The sequence below is a fragment of the Dactylosporangium sp. NPDC006015 genome, assembly GCF_040614215.1.
Lineage (GTDB): Bacteria > Actinomycetota > Actinomycetes > Mycobacteriales > Micromonosporaceae > Dactylosporangium > Dactylosporangium maewongense.
On the sequence record NZ_JBEXUD010000039.1, the window covers coordinates 93,844 to 116,318 of the forward strand.

Annotated in this window: 17 protein-coding genes and 1 rRNA gene; 6 read left to right on the forward strand and 12 right to left on the reverse strand. The window is 72.0% G+C overall.

The features are described from left to right. Positions 1-27: 27 nt before the first annotated feature. Together ABZ321_RS43795 and ABZ321_RS43800 are read right to left on the reverse strand one after the other, a co-directional pair. Positions 28-2,373 carry a glycosyl hydrolase family 65 protein gene (locus ABZ321_RS43795; protein WP_354901738.1) on the reverse strand — a complete coding sequence of 782 codons (2,346 nt, stop codon included), beginning with the start codon at positions 2,371-2,373 and terminating at the stop codon, positions 28-30. After that, positions 2,373-3,128: a beta-phosphoglucomutase family hydrolase gene (locus tag ABZ321_RS43800; protein ID WP_354901740.1), complete on the reverse strand. Its 756-nt coding sequence runs from the start codon at positions 3,126-3,128 to the stop codon at positions 2,373-2,375. Before ABZ321_RS43800 ends, ABZ321_RS43795 begins: the two co-directional genes overlap by 1 nt. 85 nt (positions 3,129-3,213) lie before the next feature. Between ABZ321_RS43800 and ABZ321_RS43805 the strand changes: the two genes are divergently transcribed. Then, positions 3,214-4,062 carry a hypothetical protein gene (locus ABZ321_RS43805; protein WP_354901742.1) on the forward strand — a complete coding sequence of 283 codons (849 nt, stop codon included), beginning with the start codon at positions 3,214-3,216 and terminating at the stop codon, positions 4,060-4,062. A gap of 1 nt (position 4,063) precedes the next feature. Here ABZ321_RS43805 and ABZ321_RS43810 read toward each other — a convergent pair whose 3' ends face one another. The 3 genes from ABZ321_RS43810 to ABZ321_RS43820 form a co-directional block, all read right to left on the reverse strand. After that, a complete protein-coding gene (locus ABZ321_RS43810) occupies positions 4,064-4,774 on the reverse strand; it encodes a lysophospholipid acyltransferase family protein (protein WP_354901744.1) in 711 nt (236 codons plus the stop codon). A gap of 184 nt (positions 4,775-4,958) precedes the next feature. Beyond that, positions 4,959-5,819 (reverse strand): DMT family transporter, encoded by an 861-nt coding sequence (locus tag ABZ321_RS43815; protein WP_344512292.1) that lies wholly within the window; start codon positions 5,817-5,819, stop codon positions 4,959-4,961. Further along, complete coding sequence (locus ABZ321_RS43820) at positions 5,816-6,463, reverse strand: phenylalanine--tRNA ligase beta subunit-related protein (protein WP_344512290.1); 648 nt, start codon at positions 6,461-6,463, stop codon at positions 5,816-5,818. Before ABZ321_RS43820 ends, ABZ321_RS43815 begins: the two co-directional genes overlap by 4 nt. A 41-nt stretch (positions 6,464-6,504) precedes the next feature. Between ABZ321_RS43820 and ABZ321_RS43825 the strand changes: the two genes are divergently transcribed. Beyond that, positions 6,505-7,116, forward strand: a complete 612-nt coding sequence (locus tag ABZ321_RS43825; protein WP_344512288.1) for an XRE family transcriptional regulator — start codon at positions 6,505-6,507, stop codon at positions 7,114-7,116. On the opposite strand, the gene ileS is transcribed toward ABZ321_RS43825, so the two are convergent. Then, the gene (ileS, locus tag ABZ321_RS43830; protein WP_344512286.1) at positions 7,097-10,204 is read right to left on the reverse strand and encodes an isoleucine--tRNA ligase; all 3,108 of its coding nucleotides are present in this window, start codon (positions 10,202-10,204) and stop codon (positions 7,097-7,099) included. The two genes, ABZ321_RS43825 and ileS, sit on opposite strands and share 20 nt — an antisense overlap. Before the next feature lie 356 nt (positions 10,205-10,560). Here ileS and ABZ321_RS43835 point away from each other — a divergent pair, with 356 nt between their 5' ends. Beyond that, on the forward strand, positions 10,561-12,087 hold the full coding sequence (locus tag ABZ321_RS43835; RefSeq protein ID WP_344512284.1) for a glycosyl hydrolase family 18 protein: 1,527 nt from the start codon (positions 10,561-10,563) through the stop codon (positions 12,085-12,087). A gap of 87 nt (positions 12,088-12,174) precedes the next feature. On the opposite strand, the gene ndk is transcribed toward ABZ321_RS43835, so the two are convergent. Then, the gene (gene ndk, locus ABZ321_RS43840) at positions 12,175-12,588 is read right to left on the reverse strand and encodes a nucleoside-diphosphate kinase (RefSeq protein WP_354901747.1); all 414 of its coding nucleotides are present in this window, start codon (positions 12,586-12,588) and stop codon (positions 12,175-12,177) included. A 236-nt stretch (positions 12,589-12,824) separates the two neighbouring features. On the opposite strand from ndk, the gene ABZ321_RS43845 reads away from it, so the two are divergent. Beyond that, on the forward strand, positions 12,825-15,281 hold the full coding sequence (locus tag ABZ321_RS43845) for a VOC family protein (protein ID WP_354901749.1): 2,457 nt from the start codon (positions 12,825-12,827) through the stop codon (positions 15,279-15,281). On the opposite strand, the gene ABZ321_RS43850 is transcribed toward ABZ321_RS43845, so the two are convergent. The 4 genes from ABZ321_RS43850 to ABZ321_RS43865 are packed head-to-tail and all read right to left on the reverse strand — an operon-like array spanning position 15,278 to position 20,578. Continuing rightward, entirely contained in the window at positions 15,278-16,249 is a 972-nt protein-coding gene (locus ABZ321_RS43850; RefSeq protein ID WP_344512278.1) for a YafY family protein, read from the reverse strand. The two genes, ABZ321_RS43845 and ABZ321_RS43850, sit on opposite strands and share 4 nt — an antisense overlap. 3 nt (positions 16,250-16,252) lie before the next feature. Next, positions 16,253-16,597, reverse strand: coding sequence for a DUF4233 domain-containing protein (locus ABZ321_RS43855; RefSeq protein WP_344512276.1), 345 nt, complete (start codon positions 16,595-16,597; stop codon positions 16,253-16,255). Continuing rightward, positions 16,594-17,916 carry a folylpolyglutamate synthase/dihydrofolate synthase family protein gene (locus ABZ321_RS43860; protein ID WP_354901752.1) on the reverse strand — a complete coding sequence of 441 codons (1,323 nt, stop codon included), beginning with the start codon at positions 17,914-17,916 and terminating at the stop codon, positions 16,594-16,596. Before ABZ321_RS43860 ends, ABZ321_RS43855 begins: the two co-directional genes overlap by 4 nt. Positions 17,917-17,959: 43 nt before the next feature. After that, the gene (locus ABZ321_RS43865; protein ID WP_354901754.1) at positions 17,960-20,578 is read right to left on the reverse strand and encodes a valine--tRNA ligase; all 2,619 of its coding nucleotides are present in this window, start codon (positions 20,576-20,578) and stop codon (positions 17,960-17,962) included. Positions 20,579-20,651: 73 nt separating this feature from the next. On the opposite strand from ABZ321_RS43865, the gene ABZ321_RS43870 reads away from it, so the two are divergent. Beyond that, on the forward strand, positions 20,652-21,518 hold the full coding sequence (locus ABZ321_RS43870) for a hypothetical protein (protein ID WP_344512273.1): 867 nt from the start codon (positions 20,652-20,654) through the stop codon (positions 21,516-21,518). Between the two features lie 85 nt (positions 21,519-21,603). Then, positions 21,604-22,230: a hypothetical protein gene (locus tag ABZ321_RS43875; protein ID WP_354901756.1), complete on the forward strand. Its 627-nt coding sequence runs from the start codon at positions 21,604-21,606 to the stop codon at positions 22,228-22,230. 94 nt (positions 22,231-22,324) lie between these two features. Here the strand turns inward: ABZ321_RS43875 and rrf are convergent. Next, positions 22,325-22,441 (reverse strand): 5S ribosomal RNA (gene rrf, locus ABZ321_RS43880). Positions 22,442-22,475 lie beyond the last annotated feature (34 nt).

The window sequence follows — 22,475 nt, forward strand, 5'->3', positions numbered from 1 at the left end:
AGCCTCAGAACGCCCCCGGCCGCAGCCTCAGGAGTTCCGGTGCCGCCGCCTCGGCTCCCGCCTGGCGGGCGGCTTGGGCGCCGGCGTGGCCGGCCGCGGCGGCGGGACCTGCAGCGTGACCGGTTTGTCCGCCGTGACGGTGAACTGCTCGCCGTGGTGGCGCAGTGTCATCTCCCCGGAGTCCAGCTGGTACGTCGCCTCCTCGTGGTCGACGGTGACCCGCAGGATGGCGCCGTGGCAGGTGATCGCGAACGACAGCCGGTCCAGGCGGTCCGGCAGCCGCGGCATGAACGACAGCTCCCCGCCGTGGTCCCGCATCCCGCCGAAGCCTGCGACGAGCGCCAGCCACGTCCCGGCGAGCGAGGCCATGTGCAGTCCGTCACCGGAGTTGTGCTGCAGGTTGTACAGGTCGACGAAGGCCGCCTCGCCGAGGTAGTCGTAGGCCAGCTCGGTGTGCCCGACCTCGGCGGCCATCACCGCCTGCGTGCAGGCCGACAGCGAGGAGTCGCGGACCGTGCGCTCGTCGTAGTAGGCGAAGTTGCGGGCCTTCTCCTCCGCGGTGAAGGCGTCGCCCCGCCAGTGCATGGCCAGGACCAGGTCCGCCTGCTTGACGACCTGCCGGCGGTACAGGTCGAAGTACGGGTAGTGCAGCAGCAGCGGGTAGTGGTCGTCAGGCGTGTGCTCGAAGTCCCACTCCTGGTGCCGGGTGAAGCCGGCGGACTGCTCGTGGACCCGCAGCTCGTTGCTGTAGGGCAGGTGGATCCTGGCGGCCGCGTCGCGCCACGACGCGATCTCCTCGTCGTCGACGCCGATCGCCCGCGCCTCGTCCGGGTGGCGTTCGGCGGCGCCGGCCGCGGCGACGAGGTTCTGCTGGGCCATGAGATTGGTGTAGATGTTGTCGTCGGCGATCGCGCTGTACTCGTCGGGGCCGGTCACCCCGTCGATGTGGAAGACGCCGTGCCGGTCGTGGTGGCCCAGGGAGCGCCACAGCCGGGCCGTCTCGACCAGCAGCTCCAGGCCGAAGTCGGCCTCGAAGGCGGTGTCGCCGGTCGCCTGGACGTAGCGGACCGCGGCGGCCGCGATGGCGGCGTTGACGTGGAACCCGGCGGTGCCGGCGGGCCAGTACGCGGAGCACTCCTGCCCGCGGATCGTCCGCCACGGGAAGGCCGCCCCGGACAGGCCCAGCTGCGCGGCGCGGTCGCGGGCCAGCTGCAGCGTGTCGTGCCGCCAGCGCAGCCCGTCGCGGGCCGCCCGCGGGTGCGTGTAGGTCAGCACCGGCAGCACGAAGCCCTCCGTGTCCCAGAACACGTGCCCGTCGTAGCCGCGGCCGGTCAGGCCCTTCGCCGCGATCGGCCTGGCCTCGGCCCGCGCGCCGGCCTGCATCAGGTGGAACAGGGCGAACCGCACGGCCTGCTGGATCTCCGCGTCGCCCTCGACCTCGACGTCGGCCTGCGCCCAGAAGCCGTCGAGGAACCGCCGCTGCGCCGCTACGAGGCCGTCCCAGCCGCCGAGCCGGGCGCCGGCGATCGCGCCGTGCACCTGGTCGCGGATCGCCTGCCGGGACCGCTGGCTGGACCAACCGTACGCGAGGTACTTGACGATCCGCAGCCGCTGGCCGGGCTGCAGCTCGCACGCGAACGTGGTGCGCGCCCAGTCCTCTCTGGCCTCGGTGTGCGAGCGGACCGGCACCGGCGCGTCGACCTCGTGGTCCATCTCCGCGCCGAGCCGCAGCCAGCTCGCCTTCGTGCGGTGCAGCAGCTGGCCGTTGAGCCCGCTGGCCGTGTGCTCCTCGGGCTCGAGGGCATGACCGAGCGCCGCGGCGACCCGCGGATCCTTGCTCGTCTGCGGGATGTCCTCGTTGGCGACCAGCTCCGACTGCACGATCACCCGCGCCGGGCCGTCGACGGGCTCGACCTCGTACAGGAACGCGGCGATCGACCGCTGCTCCAGCGACACCAGGCGGGTGGTGCTGACCTTGACCCGCTGCTGGGCCGGCGACATCCAGTCGACGTCGCGCCGCAGCGTGCCGGCCCGCAGGTCGAGCACCCGCTCGTGGCTCAGGAGGTTGCCGTACCGCACGTCGAACGGCTCGTCGTCGACCAGCAGGCGGAACACCTTGCCGTTGGTGACGTTCAGGATCGACTGGCCCTCTTCCGGGAAGCCGTAACCCGCCTCCGCGTAGGGCAGCGGGCGCTCCTCGTAGAAGGAGTTGAGGTACGTGCCGGGCAGCCCGAACGGCTCGCCCTCGTCGAGGTTGCCGCGCAGCCCGACGTGCCCGTTGGACAGCGCGAACAGCGACTCGGTCTGCCCCAGGTCGTCGAGGTCGAGCTCGGTCTCGCGGACCGCCCAAGGCTCGACCGGGAATGTCGCCATCAGCGCTCCCGCCCTTCCGGCTGGTCCTGACTTTCCAGAAGCGCGTCGAGGTCCGGCACGACGATGTCGGCGCCGGCGGCCCGCAGGTCGTCGGCGTGCCCGCCGCCGATCCGGTCGATCCCGACGACGTAGCCGAACCCGCCGGCCTTCCCCGCCGCGACCCCCGAGAGCGCGTCCTCGAACACGGCGGCGTGCTCCGGCGCGACGCCGAGGTCCCGCGCCGCCGCCAGGAACGTGTCCGGGGCGGGCTTGCCGCGCAGCCCCTGCTCGCGGACCGTGACGCCGTCGACCCTGGCCTCCAGGTAGGCGTCGAGGCCGGTCGACGTGATCACCTGCAGCGTGTTGGCGCTGGAGCTGACCACCGCCCGGCGCAGCCCTTCCGCGGCGGCCGCCTTCAGGTAGCGCACGCTGCCCGGGTACGGCTCGAGCCCCTCCTTGATGAGGGTGAGCAGCAGCTCGTTCTTGCGGTTGCCGAGCCCGTAGACGGTCTGGGCGTCCGGAGGGTCGTCGGGGGTGCCTTCGGGCAGCGTGATGCCGCGGGAGGCGAGGAAGTCGCGGACGCCGGCCTCGCGCGGCTTGCCGTCGACGTGGTCGTTGTAGTCGGCGACCGGGTCGAACGGCCGCTGGCCGTCGCGTCCGGCGAGGAAGTCGTCGAACGTCCTGGTCCATGCCTTGTTGTGGATGATCGCGGTCGGGGTGAGCACCCCGTCGAGGTCGAACAGGCAGGCGGTCACGCGTTCCGGTAGACCCAGCACACCGCAACCGTATCCGCGCGAGGTGTCCGTCAAACCTGCCGCCGCTGAACGGCGGGCCGTGCATGGGGTCGCTAGCCTTCAGGGTGTGACACATCCGGATGAATCGCCGACCGACCGCCAGCCGGCCACGCCGACGTGGGTGGGCTCGGCGTCGGTGCCTCCGGGCGGGTCACGCCGGCGACGGCAGTGGGAGGACACCCTCGATCTGCCCGCCGCGCCGCGGACGGTCCCCCTGCCCGCTGATCCTTCACCGCCGCCGCCGGAGATCCGGTACGTGCCGGTGCCGCAGTACGGTCCGCCGCCGCCCGGGTACCGTCCCCCGCCCGGTTACCGCCCGCCGCCCGGCTACGGTCCGCCGCCCCCGGCCTACCGGCGGCGCAAGCGGCGCTGGCCGTGGGTGATGCTGCTGCTCTTCGCCCTGTGCGCGGGCTGCTGCGGCGGCTCGTACGCCTGGGCCCGGCCCTACTGGGTGCAGTACCCGGCCTCGGTACAGGTGGACGCGACGGTGCCGGGGCTCACCCGTTCCAGCGACGCGAACGCCAAGAAGGCGGCCACGGACCTGCAGAAGGCCCTGACCTCCGACCACCTCGACGAGTCCGGCTTCACGGTCACGTACACCGACGCCTCGAACAAGCAGCTGCGGGTCCTCGTCGCGGGCGCCACCCGCTTCATCACCGACCCCACCCGCGACCTGGAGGCCTCGATCCGCAAGCTCCCGGCCGCGATGCAGGTCGGCGCGGTGCGCGACATCGACCCCGGCCCCTTCGGCGGCGAGCAGCGCTGCGCCGCGGCCCGGTTCGACGGCCGCTCGGCGACCGTCTGCGGCTGGGCCGACCACGGCGTCATCGCCCTGGCCGTCTTCCCCGGCAAGTCCGTCGAGCAGGCCGGCACCCTGACCCACAACATCCGCGGCTCCATCGTCCGCCGCGGCTGACTCAGTCCTTCTCTGCCGCGCCGTTCGCGGCGGCGATCTGGTCGGGGCGCTTCGGGGCGTACCGGGTGACGTACTCCTGGCCGGTGAGCTGCTGGATCGCGTTCATGAGCTTGAGGGTCAGCTCGCGCAGGCCACGGCTGTCGATCTCGCCGCCCTGCCACTGGCTCAGGTCGAGCGGCTCGCCGACGCGGACCTCGACCGTCGGGCCGATGCGCGGCACGGAGGCGCCGATCGGCTGGATCTTCTCGGTGTTGAGCAGGCCGATCGGGATGATCGGGGCGGGCGCGTCGAGGGCGAGCTTCGCCACGCCCGGGCGGCCGCGGTACAGGCGGCCGTCGGGTGAGCGGGTGCCCTCGGGGAAGATGCCGAGGACGTGGCCGTCGCGCAGGACGGGCAGCGCGGCGTCGAGGGCCATCAGGCTGGCCCGGCCGCCGGAGCGGTCGACGGGGATCTGGTTCAGCCCGTACATGACGTTGCGCATGACGGTGCCCTTGACCCCGGGGGCGATGAAGTACTCGTCCTTGGCGAGGAAGTAGACGTTGCGCGGCATGAGCGCGCCCATCAGCACCGAGTCGATGACGGACTGGTGGTTGCTGGCGAGGATGGCCGGGCCGGTGGCCGGCACGTTGTCCAGTCCGCTGACCTTGGGCCGCCACAGCAGGCGGGACACTGGAGAGATCGCGAACTTGCCGACCGCATACAGCGCGGACAAATGCCCTCCACCAGGCTCAACAGACGATGCCGCCCACTGTAGACGGCGCGGGTCGTCAGGTCAGCCGCTGAGCTCACACCGTGGGCAACACCACCCGCGGCTCATGCCGCCACCTCCGCTCCGCTCCGGCGTCGGCCTGAGCAAAACCTGCAATGCCGATTCGCAGCCCTCCGCTCCGGCCCGCTCATGAGGCGACGAGCACCAGCGCGGTCGCGGCCAGCCCGAGCCCGGCGAGCTGCACTGGGCGCAGCCGCTCGCGGTCGACGAGCATCGCGAGCAGGACGGTGCTCACCGGGTACAGCGACGCGACCGGCGCGATGATGCTCAGGTCCCCGCGCTGGACGGCCAGGACATAGAGGGCGTTGGCGCTCATGTCGAGCATCCCGGCGGCGAGCAGCCAGCGCAGCGGCGTCCCGGACGGACGTGCCGCGCCCCGGCCGCGCAGCAGCAGCGGCGCGCCGAGCACGACGGCGGTGACCTGCGCGCCGAGGACCGGCCACATCCCGGCGGCACCGCCGGCGGCGTCGCTCGCGGCGGACAGGCAGATGAAGAACAGACCGAACGCGACGCCGGCGCCGAGTGCCATGCCGAGGAGCCGGGCGGAGATCCTGCCGGCACCGTCGCCGTCGCTGTCGCCGCCGGGCGCCAGGCTGACGAGCGCGATGGCAACGATCGCGCAGCCGGCGCCGGTCAGGGCGAGCGCACCGGGGCGCTCGCCGGAGAGCAGGCCGGCGGCGACGGGCAGCAGGGCGGTGGTGACGGCGCTGACGGGAGCGACGATCGTCATGGCGCCACCGGCCATCGCCCGGTAGAACACCATCATCCCGACCATGCCGAGCGCGCCGGCGGCGGCGCCCCAGCCGAGGGCGCCGGCGTGCGGCGCGGCGGGCATGAGCACCAGGAAGAGCAGCAGCAGTGGGATGCTGGCGGCCTTCGACAGCACGACCACGGTCTTCGAGTCGACGCGCTGGCTGGCCTTGCCGCCCGCGAAGTCGCCGACGCCCCACACCAGCCCCGACAGCGCGGCGAGCACGATCCCGATCACGCGAGCCTCCGTACGGTGATCGTGTCTGCGTCGAGCAGGTCGGCGAGCATCTCCGCGGCCGGCGTAAGGTCGGTGTCGAGGCCTTCCAGGAGGAAGACGGCCGAGGTGGTGGCGGCGGTGACGGCGGTGCGGCGGCCCTGGCGCCAGTTCCACCGCCGGCAGGTCACCCCGAGGTCGTCGCGCCAGATCACCTCGCCGGGCTCCGGCGTCTCCACGACCGGCGCGCCCTCCTTCACCGTGTCGAACGGCTCGTCGCCGGCGGCGAGCACGAGCCGCTCGGTGCCGGCGAGCGCGGCGCGGTCCTCGCCGCCGATCGGCACGGCGAAGCGGATGCTGACGGCGTTGTACGCGTCGACGATCCGGTCGATCACGGGCACGTCCCCGCGGGCGGCCCGCTTGCGCAGCGCCTCCGCCGAGCACGGGGTGCGCTGCGGCTTCGCCCCGAAGGCCCGGTAGACGTCGCGCCATGCCTGCAACGGAGCGTCGAGCGGCAGGCCGGGACCACCGGCGTCCTTGATCGCCTGGTGCAGCACGGCGCCGTCGCTGGGACCGTTGCGGAGTCCGTCGGCGAGCACCGCGAGGACGGTAGCCTCATGGCCCACGGACCGGCACAGGTCGAGCACCTCATCGGCGATGGCGAACATGCCGCAGTCGTATCACGATATTGACTGTGAAGGAAAATATTTTGACCGACGATGTGGCGCAGGTCGCCCAGGCGGCGATCGCCAGGCACGTGAAGGCGCTGCGGCAGGGCCGGCGCTGGTCCCTCGACGAGCTGGCCAGCCGGTCCGGCGTCAGCAAGGGCATGCTGGTGCAGATCGAGGGCGCGAAGACCAACCCGAGCATCGGCACGCTGTGCAGGATCGCGGAGTCGTTCGGGGTGAGCATCGGCCGGCTGCTGGAGTCGGAGCCGGAGCCGGTGGTGCGGATCGTCGGCGCGGACGAGCCGCCCGTGCTGTGGCGGGGCGGCGCCGGCGGGACCGGCAGGCTGCTGCGCGGCGTGAACGACCCGGCGTTCGTCGAGGTCTGGGAGTGGCGGATGCCGCCCGGCGAGACGCACGACTCCGGCGACCACTCCTCCGGCACGCGGGAGCTGATCCACCTGCGGGAGGGCTCGCTCGTGGTGACGGTCGACGGCTCGCAGTACACCGTGCGGACCGGCGAGACGATCGACTTCCGGGCCGACCGCCCCCACACCTACCGCAACGCGGCAGACGTGGAGGCGGTCCTCACGATGGTGGTCGTGATGCCCGAGGGCGAGTTCGACCGGCGGGCGCCTAGGCCTTCGTCACCTTGACGACGACGGCCTGACCGTCGCCGACCTCTCCGGCGAAGCCCTGGGGCACCGCCCCCAGCGACACCGTGTCGGCGAGGACCTCGCCGGCCACGAACGCGCCGTGCGCGGCGAGCACCGCGTCCAGCCCGTCGCCCTGCACGAGGACCGTGACGCGGTCCGAGACGTTCAGGTCCGCGTCCCGCCGGGCCTGCTGCACGACCCTGACCAGGTCGCGGGCGAGCCCCTCGGCCGCCAGCTCCGGGGTGACCGTGCTGTCGAGCACGACCACGCCCTCGCCGCCGGGCAGCGGCGCCGACTGGGTCGGGTCCGCCGCGACGAGCTTCAGGTCGTACTCGCCGTCCTGCAGGGTCACGCCGCCGGCCACGACCTCGTCGCCGGCGTGCTGCCAGTCGCCGGCCTTGACCGCCTTGATCACCTGCTGGACGTCCTTGCCGAGGCGTGGGCCGAGCACCCGCGGCACCAGCGTCAGCACCGGCGTGCAGTGCGCGGCGACGTCGCCGGTGAAGACGACCTCCTTCACGTTGACCTCGTCGGCGACGAGCGCGGCGAAGGGTCGCAGCGCCTCCGCCCGCGGCGTGGCCACCGTCAGGGTCTGCAGCGGCAGCCGTACCCGCAGCCCGCGGGCCTTGCGCAGGGAGAGCGCCGCCGAGCAGACGTCCCGCACCGCGTCCATGTCCGCGACCAGCGCGTGGTCGGCGGGGAACTCCGCCGCCGACGGCCAGTCGGTCAGGTGCACCGACCGCTCGCCGGTCAGGCCGCGGAAGATCTCCTCCGCGGTCAGCGGCGCGAGCGGCGCGACGACCTGCGTCAGCGTCGACAGCACGGTGTAGAGCGTGTCGAACGCGTCGTGGTCGCCGGACCAGAACCGGTCGCGGGAGCGGCGCACGTACCAGTTGGTCAGCGCGTCGAGGTAGGACCGGACCGTCCCGCAGGCGCCGGACAGGTCGTAGGCGTCCAGCTGCGCGGTCACGGTCGCGACCAGCTCGCCGGTCTTGGCCAGCACGTACCGGTCGAGCAGGTGCGCGCTGTCGGCGCGCCGCCGGGCGGTGTAGCCGTCCGCGTTGGCGTACAGCGAGAAGAAGTACCAGACGTTCCACAGCGGCAGGAGCACCTGCCGGACCGCGTCGCGGATGCCGACCTCGGTGACCGGCATGTCACCGCCGCGCAGCACCGGCGACGCCACGAGGAACCACCGCATCGCGTCGGAGCCGTACTCGTCGAACACCCGGTAGACGTCGGGGTAGTTGCGCAGGCTCTTGGACATCTTGCGGCCGTCCTCGCCGAGGAGGATGCCGTGGCTGACGCAGTTGTTGAACGCCGGGCGGTCGAAGAGCGCGGTGGCCAGCACGTGCATGGTGTAGAACCAGCCGCGGGTCTGGCCGATGTACTCGACGATGAAGTCGCCCGGGTAGTGGTGCTCGAACCAGTCCCGGTTCTCGAACGGGTAGTGGACCTGCGCGAACGGCATCGAGCCCGACTCGAACCAGCAGTCGAGGACCTCCGGCACGCGGCGCATGACGGACTGCCCGGTCGGGTCGTCCGGGTTGGGCCGGGTCAGGTTGTCGATCTCGGGCCGGTGCAGGTCGCCGGGGCGCACGCCGAAGTCGCGCTCGAGCTCGTCGAGCGAGCCGTACACGTCGACGCGCGGGTACTGCGGGTCGTCGGACTTCCACACCGGGATCGGCGAGCCCCAGAACCGGTTGCGGCTGATCGACCAGTCGCGGGCGTTGGCCAGCCACTTGCCGAACGAGCCCTCCTTGATGTGCTCCGGCGTCCAGGTGATCTGCTGGTTGAGCTCCACCATCCGGTCGCGGAACGTGGACACGGCCACGAACCACGACGAGACCGCCTTGTAGACCAGCGGCGTGTCGCAGCGCCAGCAGTGCGGGTAGGAGTGCGTGTAGGAGTCGTGGCGCACGACGACGCCCGCGGCCTTCAGGTCGCGGATGACCGGCTTGTTGGCCTCGAAGACCTGCAGCCCCTGGTACGCGGGGACGACCGAGGTGAAGCGGGTGTGCTCGTCGACGGTGACGACGGTGGGGATGCCGACGGACGCGCAGGCCGCCTGGTCGTCCTCGCCGAAGGCGGGCGCCATGTGCACGACGCCGGTGCCGTCCTCGGTGGTGACGAAGTCCGCGCCGATCACCTGGAACGCGTTGGGGGTGTCGGCGAGGAAGTCGAACAGCGGCGTGTACCGGCGACCGACCAGGGTGGCACCCTTGACGGTTTCGACCTGGACCGCGCTCGCGAGTTCCTTCTCGTAGGCGGCGACGCGGGACGATGCCAGGATGAACCGCTGCCCGTCCTCCTCGAACACCGCGTAGTCGATGTCCGGGCCGACGGCCAGGGCCAGGTTGGACGGCAGCGTCCACGGGGTCGTCGTCCAGGCGAGGATCTTCTCGCCGCTCTCCAGCTGGAAGGCCACGGTCAGCGCCGGGTCCTGCCGGTCGCGGTAGACGTCGTCGTCCATGCGCAGCTCGGTGTTGGACAGCGGGGTCTCGCAGCGCCAGCAGTACGCGAGGACCCGGAACCCCTCGTAGACGAGACCCTTGTCGTGCAGGGTCTTGAAGGCCCACATGACGCTTTCCATGTAGTCCAGGTCGAGCGTCTTGTAGTCGTTGGTGAAGTCGACCCAGCGCGCCTGGCGCGTCACGTACCGCTCCCACTCGGCCGTGTAACGCAGCACGGACTCCCGGGTGGCGGCGTTGAACTTGTCGACGCCGAGCTGGAGGATCTCCGCCTTCGTGCTGATGCCGAGCTGCTTCTCCGCCTCGACCTCGGCCGGCAGGCCGTGGCAGTCCCACCCGAAGCGGCGCTCGACCCGGAAGCCGCGCATCGACTTGTACCGCGGGACGACGTCCTTCGCGTAGCCGGTCAGCAGGTGGCCGTAGTGCGGCAGGCCGTTGGCGAACGGAGGGCCGTCGTAGAACACGAACTCGTTGGCGCCGTCGACGCCCGCGTCACGCTGCTCGACGGAGGCCTCGAAGGTCTTGTCGGCGGCCCAGTAGTCCAGGACGCCCCGCTCGACCTCGGGCAGGTCGGGGCTGGCCGGCACACCCTGCGCGGCATTGTGCATCGGATAGGCCATCGGCGGTCGCACTCCTCGCGTGACGTCAGCTGTCTCGACTCCACGCGGGGACGAACCTTCACAGGTCCGCGGTACCACCCCGCTTGCCACCTGACGGTGGCCGCTCGTTGGCCGGCTGTAACGGACCGGTGCCCGTCCGGTTCTACTGAGGCCGCCGATGACCGGCGGCCCGTTCTTCCGGAGGCTCGCCGGTGATGGCCGGGTCGACGCCTGTGCATCCAGGGTACCGCGTCGCGCATCCAGGTTTCCCCGGCTGCCATAAAGAATAGTAAAGAAACCTTGACATTAATTCCCCGCTGGAGTTTCGTGACACCAAACGTCGACGCCCATCGACGTCACCCCCACCTGGAGCCACGATGCGTCCACGCACTATCGCCCTGCTCGCGGGCACCGGAGCGGCCGCGCTGACCCTCGCCGGGGTCGTGATCGCGCTGCCCGCCTCGGCCGCCGAGCTGCTCACCAACCCAGGCTTCGAGACCGGCAACGCCAACAGCTGGAGCTGCGAGCCGTCGGCCGCGGTCACCTCCGGCGGCGCCCGGTCCGGCAGCTACAAGCTCACCGGCACGCCCGGCGGCACCACCGCCCGGTGCCAGCAGACGGTGTCCGTGCAGCCGAACACGAAGTACACCTTCTCCGGCTACGTCAACGGCTCCTACGTGTTCATCGGCGTCACCGGCGGCGTCGACGCCAGCACCTGGACGCCCGGCACCGGCGGCGCCTACTCGCAGCTCTCGGTGTCGTTCACCACCGCCGCGACGCAGAAGACGGCGGTCGTCTACGTCAACGGTTGGTACGGGCAGCCCGCCTACACCGCGGACGACTTCTCGCTGAACGGCCCCGGCGGCACCCCGCCGACGACGCTCGAGCCGACCACCCCGTCCGCGTCCCCGTCGCGGTCGACCTCGCCCTCGCCGTCGGTGTCGCCGTCGGTCTCGAAGTCCCCGTCGACCTCGCCGTCACCGTCGACCTCGACGCCGCCCAGCCCGCTGCCGAAGCACTTCCTGACCGGCTACTGGCAGGACTTCGTCAACAGCGCGGCGAAGCTGAAGCTGCGTGACGTCCCCAGCGAGTACGACCTGATCGACGTCGCGTTCGCCGAGACCGGCTCGCAGCCGGGCCAGCTGACCTTCGCGGTCGACCCGCAGCTCGCCTCGGCGCTCGGCGGCTACACCGACGCGGAGTTCAAGTCCGACATCGCCACCCTGCATGCCCGCGGCAAGAAGGTCATCCTCTCCGTCGGCGGCGAGGCCGGACGGGTCAGCGTCGGCGACGCGACCGCCGCGACGAACTTCGCCAACAGCGCGTGGGCGCTGATGCAGCAGTACGGCTTCGACGGCATCGACATCGACCTGGAGAACGGGCTCAACCCGACCTACATGGCGCAGGCGCTGCGCTCGCTGCGGGCCAAGGCCGGCGCGAACCTCATCATCACGATGGCGCCGCAGACGATCGACATGCAGTCCACCGGCGCCGGCTACTTCGCGCTGGCACTGTCCATCAAGGACATCCTCACGGTGGTCTACACCCAGTACTACAACTCCGGCGCGATGCTCGGCTGCGACCAGATGGCCGCGTACTCGCAGGGCACCGTCAACTTCATGACCGCGCTCGCCTGCATCCAGCTGGAGAACGGGCTGCGCCCCGACCAGGTCGCCCTCGGCCTGCCGGCCGGCCCCGGCGCCGCCGGCGGTGGCGTGGTCGCCCCGGCGCTGGTCAACCAGGCGCTGTCGTGCCTGGCGTCCGGCACCAACTGCGGCACGTTCAAGCCGCCGCACACCTACCCCGGCATCCGGGGCGCGATGACCTGGTCGATCAACTGGGACGTCACGAACGGCAACAACTTCGCCAAGACCGTCAAGCCGCACCTGGCGACGCTGCCCTAAGGCTTTCTTCCCCAACACAGTGAGGAGGGCGGGTGTCCCAGCACCCGCCCTCCTCGCCATTCAGGTCTCGCCCATTCAGGGTGATTTTTATTCCGCGAGCTCCGGGAACCACAGGGCGATCTCACGCTTCGCGCTGTCCACCGAGTCGGACGCGTGCACGAGATTCTCCCGGTTGGACAGCGAGAAATCGCCGCGGATGCTGCCCGGCGCGGCCTTCCTGCCGTCGGTCGAACCGATCAGGGTGCGGATGACGGCGATCGCCTCGTCGCCCGAGACGACCAGCGCGACGAGGTCGCCACTGGTCATGAAGTCACGCAGCGGCGGGTAGAAATCGCGCTCCACGTGCTCGGCGTAGTGCTGGTCGGCGAGGGTCCGATCCATGGTGCGCAGCCGCATCGCGTCGATGGCGAGGCCCTTGCGCTCCAGGCGCCCGATGATCTCGCCGACGAGTCCACGGCGCACGGCATCAGGCTTGATCAAAACGAGCGAACGCTCGGCCACGACGTGCCTCCAAGATGGGTCCGGTTCGCCCCCGAGCCTACCCAGCGTCACTGAACCCGACCCGCCCGGGTGCCGAAGACTTCCGTTCCGGCGATGATCAGGCATAGCCTGATGTCAGTCGTCTGGGGAGGTCGACTTTGCCGTCCAGCAATCGTGCGCAGGACACCGGCACCAGGAAACTCGTGATCGCACTGCTCGTCGTGGTCGGTAGTTTCCTGGCATTCTGCGGACTGGGGATGACCAACGCGTTGGTGGTCGCGTTGGGCATCATCCTGGCCGCGGCCGGTCCGGTGCTGATCCTTGTCCTCAACTCGCGCAACAAGGTGCGGCAATACGTCTACGGCACAGCGAGGGTCGCCGATATCTCGCCCCGCCCGACGACCGACGGACGCACCGCCCGCGGGCGGCTCAAGCTCGTCGTCAGGGCGACGGGCATCAACGGCGTCACCGTCTCCACCGTCGACCCGGCCATCCCGCTGGACAAGTGGCCCGACGCCGGCGCGACCCTGCCGGTCCAGGTCCTCAAGGGCAACCCGCGCAAGCTCGCCGTCGTCTGGGACAAGGTCCAGTCGCACCAGGACGCCCAGGCGTCGGAGCGGCGCCCCTCCGGCGGCGGCGGCGGCCCGCGCTACTCCGTCGACGGCGACGAGTTCGACGTCGTCGACTCCCCCACCGACGACTACGAGCGCGAGCGCGAACGCGCCAGGGTCGCCGCCGGCGGCGCTGTGGGTGGTCCGGCCGGTGGCCCAGTCGGGAGCTCAGTCAGGGGGCCAGGCGGTGGCTCGGTCACGCCCTTCGAGCGGCCCGCCGAAGACCTCCCGCCGGACAACCGGCCCACGCTCACCGACCTCCCCCCGATCGCGGCGCCGGTCATCGAGCCGGTCCGGCTGTCGGGGCGCGGTGACCGCACCGGCCAGACCCGGCCCGCCCAGCGGCCGACCTCCCCCGCGCCCAGCGGCACCGGCACCGGCGACCCCGCCGGCACGTCGGGATTCGCGGCACCGGCGGCGGTCGCCTTCACCAAGACGGGCTCGCAGGCCACCGGCTCGCCCACCGCGAGCGCTTCGCCCACGGCAACCGGCTCGCCCACGGCGGCCGCCTCACCGGCATCGGCCGGCGGGCAGGCGGCAACCGGCGGGCAGGCGGCGACCGGGGAGCACGCGCTGGCCGGGGAGCACGCCGGGGTCGGGACCGTCACCGCCGCGCCCGTCAGCGGGGCCGGGATCGCGGATCCCGCCGCCGACGCCCAGGCCGCGCACGCGGGTGTCGTGACCGAGGACACCCCGCCGATGGTGGTGCGCCTGCCGTCCAACCCGGTGCGGGGCGGCGCCCGGCGCCGACCGAGCCCGCGTCCCCGCCCCGGCACCCACGACCGCGCACCGGCGAGGACCGTGGAGCCGGCGGTCACGCCCACCCCGGAGGAGACCCCGGCCGCGGTCACGGAGGCCGCACCATCGTACACGATCCCGGAGGCGGGTTCCACCCTCTCGCCACCGCCGGACCTGCCGTCCTCGGACCTGCCCGAGCCCGTCGCCGCCGACCAGCCTTCTGAGCAGGCCTCGGAACAGGCTCCGGAGCTGACGCCCGCAGTGCAGGACGTCGAAACCGCCGTCGAGGGGGGTGTCGAGCAGCCCGCCGACGAGCCCACGGGCGCCGCCGCCCTTCCGCCGGGGATCACCTGGTGGCCCGACCGCGAGACCGAGCAGCTGCCGACCCGGCTCCCGCACCTGGAGCACATCCAGGTCCACGACGCCGAGCCGCCCGCCGACCCTGCACCCGCCGACACCGCTCCCACCGACACCACTCCCTCGGACTCGGCCCCGGCGGACAGCAACCCCGCCGACCCCGCGCCCGTGGGCGGCACTGACGAGTCGGCCCCCGTCGTGGGGCCGGCACCGGTCGTCGGGCCGTCGCCGGTCCTCGGGCCGTCGCCGGCCGGGCCGCCGACGCCGCTGCGGTCGGCGAACGAGGCCGCCGCCGGCGACCCGGCGAGCAACGGCAACGCCACCGTCCGCCCGTGGGGTACAGGCGACGCCGGCGGGCGCACGACGTCGGCGTGGTCGAGCAACGGCCACTCGCGCGACGCCACCCCGCCCGGCACCGGCGTGTTCGGCGCCGCGCCCGCGTGGCCGACGCCCGGCACGGCGCTGCCCGGCGGGAGCGGCGACGACGATGACGAGGAGCCGGTCGCCCCGAACCCTTACGCCACGGAGCACTACGTCGGCGACTCGCCTGAGGACCAGCTGGAGGAGCAGCCGCCGTCCGAGGGCGCGGTCGGGCAGTTCCTGGCGACCGAGCAGCGGCAGCAGCCCAACCCCCTCGACGGCGTCAACGGGGTGAGCATCACGCTGATCGTGTCGGACCTGGAGCGGTCCCGGCGGTTCTACCGCGACACCCTCGGCCTCACCGAGCTCGACAGCGGCGACACCGCCGCGGTCCTCGCCACCGGCGACGCCAGGGTCGTGCTGCGCCGGGTCGCGGACATGCCGCCGGTCGACCGCCGGGTCGTGCACCTCAACCTCGAGGTCCCCGACGTGTACGAGGCGTACGAGCGGCTCCGCGAACAGGGCGTCGACTTCGTCCACCGGCCGCGGGTCGTGCCGCAGGGCGAGCAGCTGGAGCTGTGCTCGGCGACGTTCCGCGACCCCGACGGCCACGCGATCGCGCTGACCAGGTGGGAGCTGCGGCGCTAGCCGGAGTAGCGGCGGAGGGTCTCCTCGGCGGTGCGGCGCATCAGCTCGCGCAGCTCCGCCGGGGCGAGCACCTCGACGTCGGGGCCGAAGCGGCCCAGGTCGACCCGCACGTGCTCGAAGGTCTCGATCGGCAGGACGATCTCCACCCAGCCGTCGGCGTCGGGCGGGCCGGCGGTCTCGCGCAGGGCCCGTTCGGCGACCGGGCCCAGCATCCACCACATGCTCACCGCGCGGGGCCCGACGCGGACGGTGGCGTCGCCCCCGCGGTACAGGGTGCGCTGCAGCCGATCCGACCAGCCGGTCCAGTAGTCGCGCAGGTCGAAGCCCTCGGGCCGCTCGAACCGCTCCGGCAGCACGTCGACGGCGTCGACGCGGGAGATCCGGTAGGCGTTGACGCGCTCCCGTCCGCGGGCGACGACGTACCAGGCCGTGCCCTTCAGCACCAGGCCGAGCGGCTCCAGGCTCCGTTCGACCTGGGTGCCGTCCCACTTGCGGTACGACACCCGCAGCCGCCGCTGGTCCCACACCGCGCCGGCGACGGCGTCGAGATGCGGCGGCGCCTCCGGGTCGCGGAACCAGCCGGGCGCGTCAACGTGGACGCGCTCCTGGATGCGCGCCGCCATGGTGCGCTGCTCCAGGGGCATCGCCGCGAGGAGCTTCAGCTGCGCCGCGTCGAGCGTCGGCCCGAGGCCCAGGTGCCCGGCGGTGGCGCCGCTGCCGGCGAGGAAGAGCGCGGCCGCCTCGTCGGTGGTCAGCCCCGTCAGCGTCGTGCGGTAGCCGTCGACGAGCTGGTAGCCGCCGGCGGGCCCGCGGTCCGCGTACACGGGAACCCCTGACGCGGAGAGCGCCTCGATGTCGCGGTAGACGGTGCGGATCGAGACCTCGAGCTCGTCGGCGATCTGCTGCGCGGTGAGCCGGCCCCTGGTCTGCAACAGCAGCAGCGTCGAGAGCAGCCGGCTCGCCCGCATGCGTCAGGGTTTGTTCGCGTAGACGGCTCGCCGCACGTACAACACGTAAGCCCACGTCAGGCCGAAGACGATGCCGAGGGCGAGCAGGGACCAGTGCAGGACGCCGCCGGCGAGCAGCGCGACCGGCACGACCAGCGCCGCGTGCCACGCCCATCCGTGCCGCAGCAGCCCGCAGAGGGCGAAGCTGAGCACGGCGAGCCCGCCGCAGAGCCACAGCGCGCCGGCCGACTGGCCGAGCTTCGCCAGGGGCAGCAGCGCGAGCAGCAGGACCAGGCCGAACACGACGAGCGCGGACGCGCCGACGCCGCGGACGGCGCCGCCGGGGTTCTTCAGGCCGGTGGTGCTCATCGCTTCAGCAGCCCGCGGGCGTCGGCGACGGTGACGACCGAGCCGGTGACGAGGATGCCGATCGAGCCGGGGATCGCGTTGTCGGACTCGGCGAGCGTGACGGCCGCGTCGATCGCGTCGGCGAAGTCGGGCACGACGTGGACCCGTTCGGGCCCGTACAGCTCCTCGGCGATCGCGCCGAGCTGCGCGGCCGACATGGCCCGGGGCGAGCTGTTGCGGGTGCAGACGATGCTCTCGGTGATCGGCTCGAGCAGCTCCAGCATGCCTTCGACGTCCTTGTCGGCGAGGGCCGCGACGACGGCGACGAGGCCGCTGAACGCGAACTCCTCGTTGAGCGCGCGGACGGTGGCCTGCATGCCGACCGGGTTGTGCGCGGCGTCGACGAGGATCGGCGGTGACTTGCGGACCCGTTCGAGCCGGCCCGGCGAGGTGGCGCCGCCGAACCCCTCGCGGACGGCGTCGGCGCTCAGCGCCCGCTCGTTGCCGGCGCCGAGGAACGACTCGACGGCCGCCAGGGCGATCGCGGCGTTCTGCGCCTGGTGCTCGCCGTGCAGCGGCAGGAAGACGCCCTCGTACGTGCCGGACAGGCCCTGCAGGGTGAGGACCTGCCCGCCGACGGCGAGGTCGCGCCGGACGACGCCGAACTCGCGGCCCTCCCGGGCGATGGTCGCGCCGACCTCGGCGCAGCGCTCCAGGATCGGGCGCATCGCCTCGTCCGGCTGTGCCGCGCAGATCAGGGTCGACCCCTTGTGCACGATGCCGGCCTTGGCGAGCGCGATGTCCTCGATGGTGTCGCCGAGCCACTCGGTGTGGTCGAGGCCGATCGGGGTGATCACGGTCGTCTGCGCCTGCAGCACGTTGGTGGAGTCGTCGGCGCCGCCGAGGCCGACCTCGACGACGGCGACGTCGACGGGCGCGTCGGCGAACGCGGCGAACGCCATCGCCGTGGTCATGTCGAAGTACGTCAGCGGCGCGTCGCTGCGCGCGTCCAGGTACTCGGCGAGGGGCTGGACCTCCTCGTACACCTCGACGAACCGCTCCTCCGTGATCGGCTCGCCCTCGATGCTGATGCGCTCACGGATCGTCTGCAGGTGGGGGCTGGTGTAACGCCCCGTCCGCAGGCCGTGCGCGCGCAGCAGCGAGTCGATCATCCGGGCCGTCGAGGTCTTGCCGTTGGTGCCCGTCAGGTGGATCGCCGGGTACGCCCGCTGCGGGCTGCCCAGCGAGTCGAGCAGGGCCTCGATCCGGCCGAGGTCGAACACCATCCTGGTGAAGCCCCGGCCGTTGAGCTCCTGCTCGACCTCGTTGAACCGGCTCATGCCAGCGCCTCCGCCGCACGCCGTTGCCCGCTCCGTTGCCAGCTCACAGCGCGTCCAGCTGCCCGTTGATCCGGGCCAGGTCGGTCTCGGCGGCGGCGAGCCGCTGGCGGATCTTCTCCACGACCGCGTCGGGTGCCTTGTCGGTGAACGCCGGGTTCTCCAGCTTGGCCCGGCACTGCGCGGCTTCCTTCTCCGCGGCGGCCTTGTCCTTGCCGAGCCGGGCCCGCTCCGCGGCGACGTCGATCGTGCCGCGGGTGTCGAGCTCGACGGTGACCCCGACGCCGACGCTGAGCTTCGCGGTGGCCGCGAACTCCGCGCCGGGCGCCTCGAGCCGCGCCAGGGACCGGATGAGGCCCTCGTGCGCGGACAGGCCGGCGGCGTCGAGGCCTTCGAGCCGGGCGACGACCCGCTGGGCCGGCTTGACGCCCTGGTCGGCGCGGAACCGGCGGACCTCGGTGACGACCCGCTGCAGGTCGGCGACCTCCCGCTCGGCGGCGTCGTCCACCAGCGCCTGGTCGGCGACCGGCCAGGCGGCCCGCACCAGCGTCGGCGCGCCGGTCAGCGTCGTCCACAGCTCCTCGGTCACGAACGGCGTGATCGGGTGCAGCAGCCGCAGCAGCTGGTCGAGCACGTGGCCCAGCACCCGCTGCCGCTGCGGCGTCATCGCGCCCTTCGACAGCTCCAGGTACCAGTCGCAGACGTCGTCCCACGCGAAGTGGTAGAGCGTGTCGCACACCTTCGCCAGCTCGAACGCCTCGAACTGCTCGTCGACCTCGGCGATGACGTGCTGGAGCCGGGACAGGATCCACCGGTCGACGGTCGACAGGTCCTCGGTGGGCAGGTCACCCTCGACGGTCGCGCCGTTGGACAGGCCGAACCGGGTGGCATTCCACAGCTTGTTGCAGAAGTTGCGGGCGCCCTGCACCCACTCCTCGCTGACCGGCACGTCGGCGCCGGGGTTGGCGCCGCGGGCGAGGGTGAAGCGGGTCGCGTCGGCGCCGAACCGGTCGATCCAGTCGAGCGGGTCGACGACGTTGCCGAACGACTTCGACATCTTCTTGCCGTGCTGGTCGCGGACCATGCCGTGCAGCATGACGACGTCGAACGGCTGGCGGCCGTCCATCGCGTACAGGCCGAACATCATCATCCGGGCGACCCAGAAGAACAGGATGTCGTAGCCGGTCACCAGGACGCTGGTCGGGTAGAACTTCGCCAGGTCGGGGGTCTCGTCGGGCCAGCCGAGCGTGGAGAACGGCCACAGCGCCGAGGAGAACCACGTGTCGAGGACGTCCTGGTCCTGCGTCCAGCCCTCGCCCTCCGGCACCTGCTCGTCGGGGCCGACGCACACGACCTCGCCCTGTGGCCCGTACCACACCGGGATGCGGTGACCCCACCACAGCTGCCGGGAGATGCACCAGTCGTGCATGTTGTCGACCCAGCCGAAGTAGCGCTTGGTGAGCTCCGGCGGCTCCACCCGGACCCGGCCGTCGCGGACGGCGTCGCCGGCGGCCCGCGCCAGGGGCTCGGTGCGCACGAACCACTGCAGCGACAGGCGCGGCTCCACGGTGGTGCCGCACCGCTGGCAGTGGCCGACGGCGTGGACATACGGCCGCTTCTCCGCGACGATGCGCCCCTCGGCGCGCAGCGCGGCGACGACGGCGGGCCGCGCCTCGAAGCGGTCCAGGCCGAGGAACGGGCCGTGGACGGTGATGACGCCGTGCTCGTCCATGATGGTGAGGCTCGGCAGGTCGTGCCGCTGGCCGATCTCGAAGTCGTTGGGGTCGTGCGCGGGGGTCACCTTGACCGCGCCGGTGCCGAACGCCGGGTCGACGTGCGCGTCGGCGACGATCGGGATCCGGCGGCCGGTGAGCGGCAGCTCGACCTCGGTGCCGACGAGGTGCTTGTAGCGCTCGTCGTCGGGGTGCACGGCCACCGCGGTGTCACCGAGCATCGTCTCGGCCCGCGTGGTGGCCACGACGATCGCGTCGGCACCCTCGCCGTAACGGATCGAGACCAGCTCACCGTCGTCGTCGGAGTGCTCGACCTCGATGTCGGACAGCGCGGTCAGGCACCGGGGGCACCAGTTGATGATGCGCTCGGCCCGGTAGATGAGGCCGTCGTCGAAGAGCCGCTTGAAGATGGTGAGGACGGCGCGGGACAGCCCCTCGTCCATGGTGAACCGCTCGCGGCTCCAGTCCACGGAGTCGCCGAGGCGGGTCATCTGGCCGAGGATCTTGCCGCCGGACTCGGCCTTCCACTGCCAGACCTTCTCCACGAACGCCTCGCGGCCCAGGTCGTGCCGGGACTGCCCGGACGTGGCGAGCTGCCGCTCCACGACGTTCTGCGTGGCGATGCCGGCGTGGTCCATGCCGGGCAGCCACAGCGCCTCGAAGCCCTGCATCCGCTTCCGGCGGATGATCGCGTCCTGGACCGTGTGGTCGAGGGCGTGACCGATGTGCAGCGAGCCCGTCACGTTGGGTGGGGGCAGCACGATCGTGAACGGTGGCTTGTCGCTGGCCGTGTCGGCCTTGAACAGACCGTCGGCCACCCATCGCTCATACCGCCGCTGCTCCACCTCGCCGGGCGCATACTGGGCCGAGAGCACCGAGGCAGTGGGGGCGGTCGGCTCGGCGCTGCCGGGCGTCCGTTGAGTCTCCGTCACAACAGCGAGTCTAGAACTTCGCGCGTGGGGTCTACGCTCGCCATTGCCCCCTCACTCAGGAGACTGATCGACGGTGACTTACCCGCCCCGCCCGTCCGACGACGAGCCCCACTCGCAGCCGTTCCAGCCCCAGTCGTACGACCTGGCGCCGGAGTTCGGCACGCAACAGGCTCCGAGCGGCGGGTCCTACCCCCAGCAGCCCGGCCCGTACGGCCCGCCGCAGTCGTATGCGCAGCCTCAGCAGCCGTACCAGCAGCCGGCGTACCAGGACCCGTACCAGGCGTCGGCACCGCCGTTCCAGCCGTCTGCACCGCCGTTCCAGCCCGCGGCGCCGTTCCCGGGGCAGGGCCCGGCCTTCCCGCCGCCCCCGCCGCCGCGCCGGGGCAAGGGGCTGAAGATCACACTCGGGATCCTGGGCGCGCTGTTCCTGATCTGCGCGGTCGGCTGCGGCGTGTTCCTGTACCCGATCATCGACGCGTCCGGCACCACGGTGACGGCGCCGGAGACGCTGCCGGGCGGGCTGAAGAAGGAAACCTCCGACGAGATGCAGACGATCGTCGACCAGATGGAGCGTGATCTGCGCAACGACGTCGGCGACGTGGACGAGGTCGCGGCGGGCATCTACAGCACCGGCGACCCGCAGAAGCTGGTCGTGATCGTCGCGGCGACGTCCACGGTCGTCTTCCCCGACGACGAGATCGAGGACGCGTTCAAGGGCTTCAACTCCACCGGCGGCAGCCTCGGCGGGCAGACCAGCTACCCGGCCGGCGACCTGGGCGGCACGGTGAAGTGCGCGAGCGGCACCGAGGACGAGCTGCCGATGACCCTGTGCGCCTGGGCCGACCACGGCAGTGTCGGCATCGGGGTGTTCATCGGCCGGGACCTCGGGGAGGCCTCGGACCTGTTCCTGCAGATCCGCCCGGCGGTGGAGTCCCGCTGATCGCGTTTTCCGCTGATGTACCGGTGGGGTCGGGCCGCTGCGGTCCGGCCCCACTGTGCGTGCGGGGCCTTGCTAGGCTGCGCCGATGGTCGATCTTCCGGGCATCTCCGACGCGGATGAGCCTGATGACGAGCCGCGTTCTTCCGTCAATGTGAAGAAGGTGGCCATCGTCTGCGGGGCCCTCGCCGGCGTGGCCCTGCTGGGCTCCGCGGTCGTCTACGGCCCGACGGTCTGGCGGGTGACCCAGCAGAGCGACACCAAGGTGTCCACACCGACGCAGATCGGCTCCTACACGCTGTTCTCCACCGACGAGGCCGCTCAGGCCTCCGAGTACGTCCGGGACGCGATCGTGACCGAGGTCAGTCTCGACGACAGCCTCGGCGCCATCTACCGGGAGCCGAACGGCTCCGAGACCCGCACGGTCATCCTCGTGGCCGGGACCGGCCGCATCTGGAAGCCGGAGCGGTCCCTGGACGGTGCCTTCAAGGCCGTCGCCGGCGCGGACACCGCGATCCGCGGGGTTCATGACGTCGACGCCGGCGACCTGGGCGGGGTGGCCCGGTGCGGCGAGATCGACGACAAGGACGGCGTGATCGCCGTGTGCGGCTGGGCGGACAACGGCTCGCTCGGCGTCGTGGTGCTTCCCGGCAGCAAGGCGGCGGACGCGGAGAAGGCCCTGTCGACGATCCGGCCGGCCGTCGAGAAGCGCTGACCCCGGCTTTCGCTTTCAGCGCCTTCTGGCGCTATTTCCTGGTCTGGAAATGCGAGTAGCCCCAGCCGGATGGCTGGGGCTACTGCGAAATTTTGTCCGGCGGCGTCCTACTCTCCCACACTCTCTCGGGTGCAGTACCATCGGCGCTGAAGGGCTTAGCTTCCGGGTTCGGAATGGGACCGGGCGTTTCCCCTCCGCTATGGCCGCCGTAACTCTATGAACCTGTCAACCACCGCACACCCCAG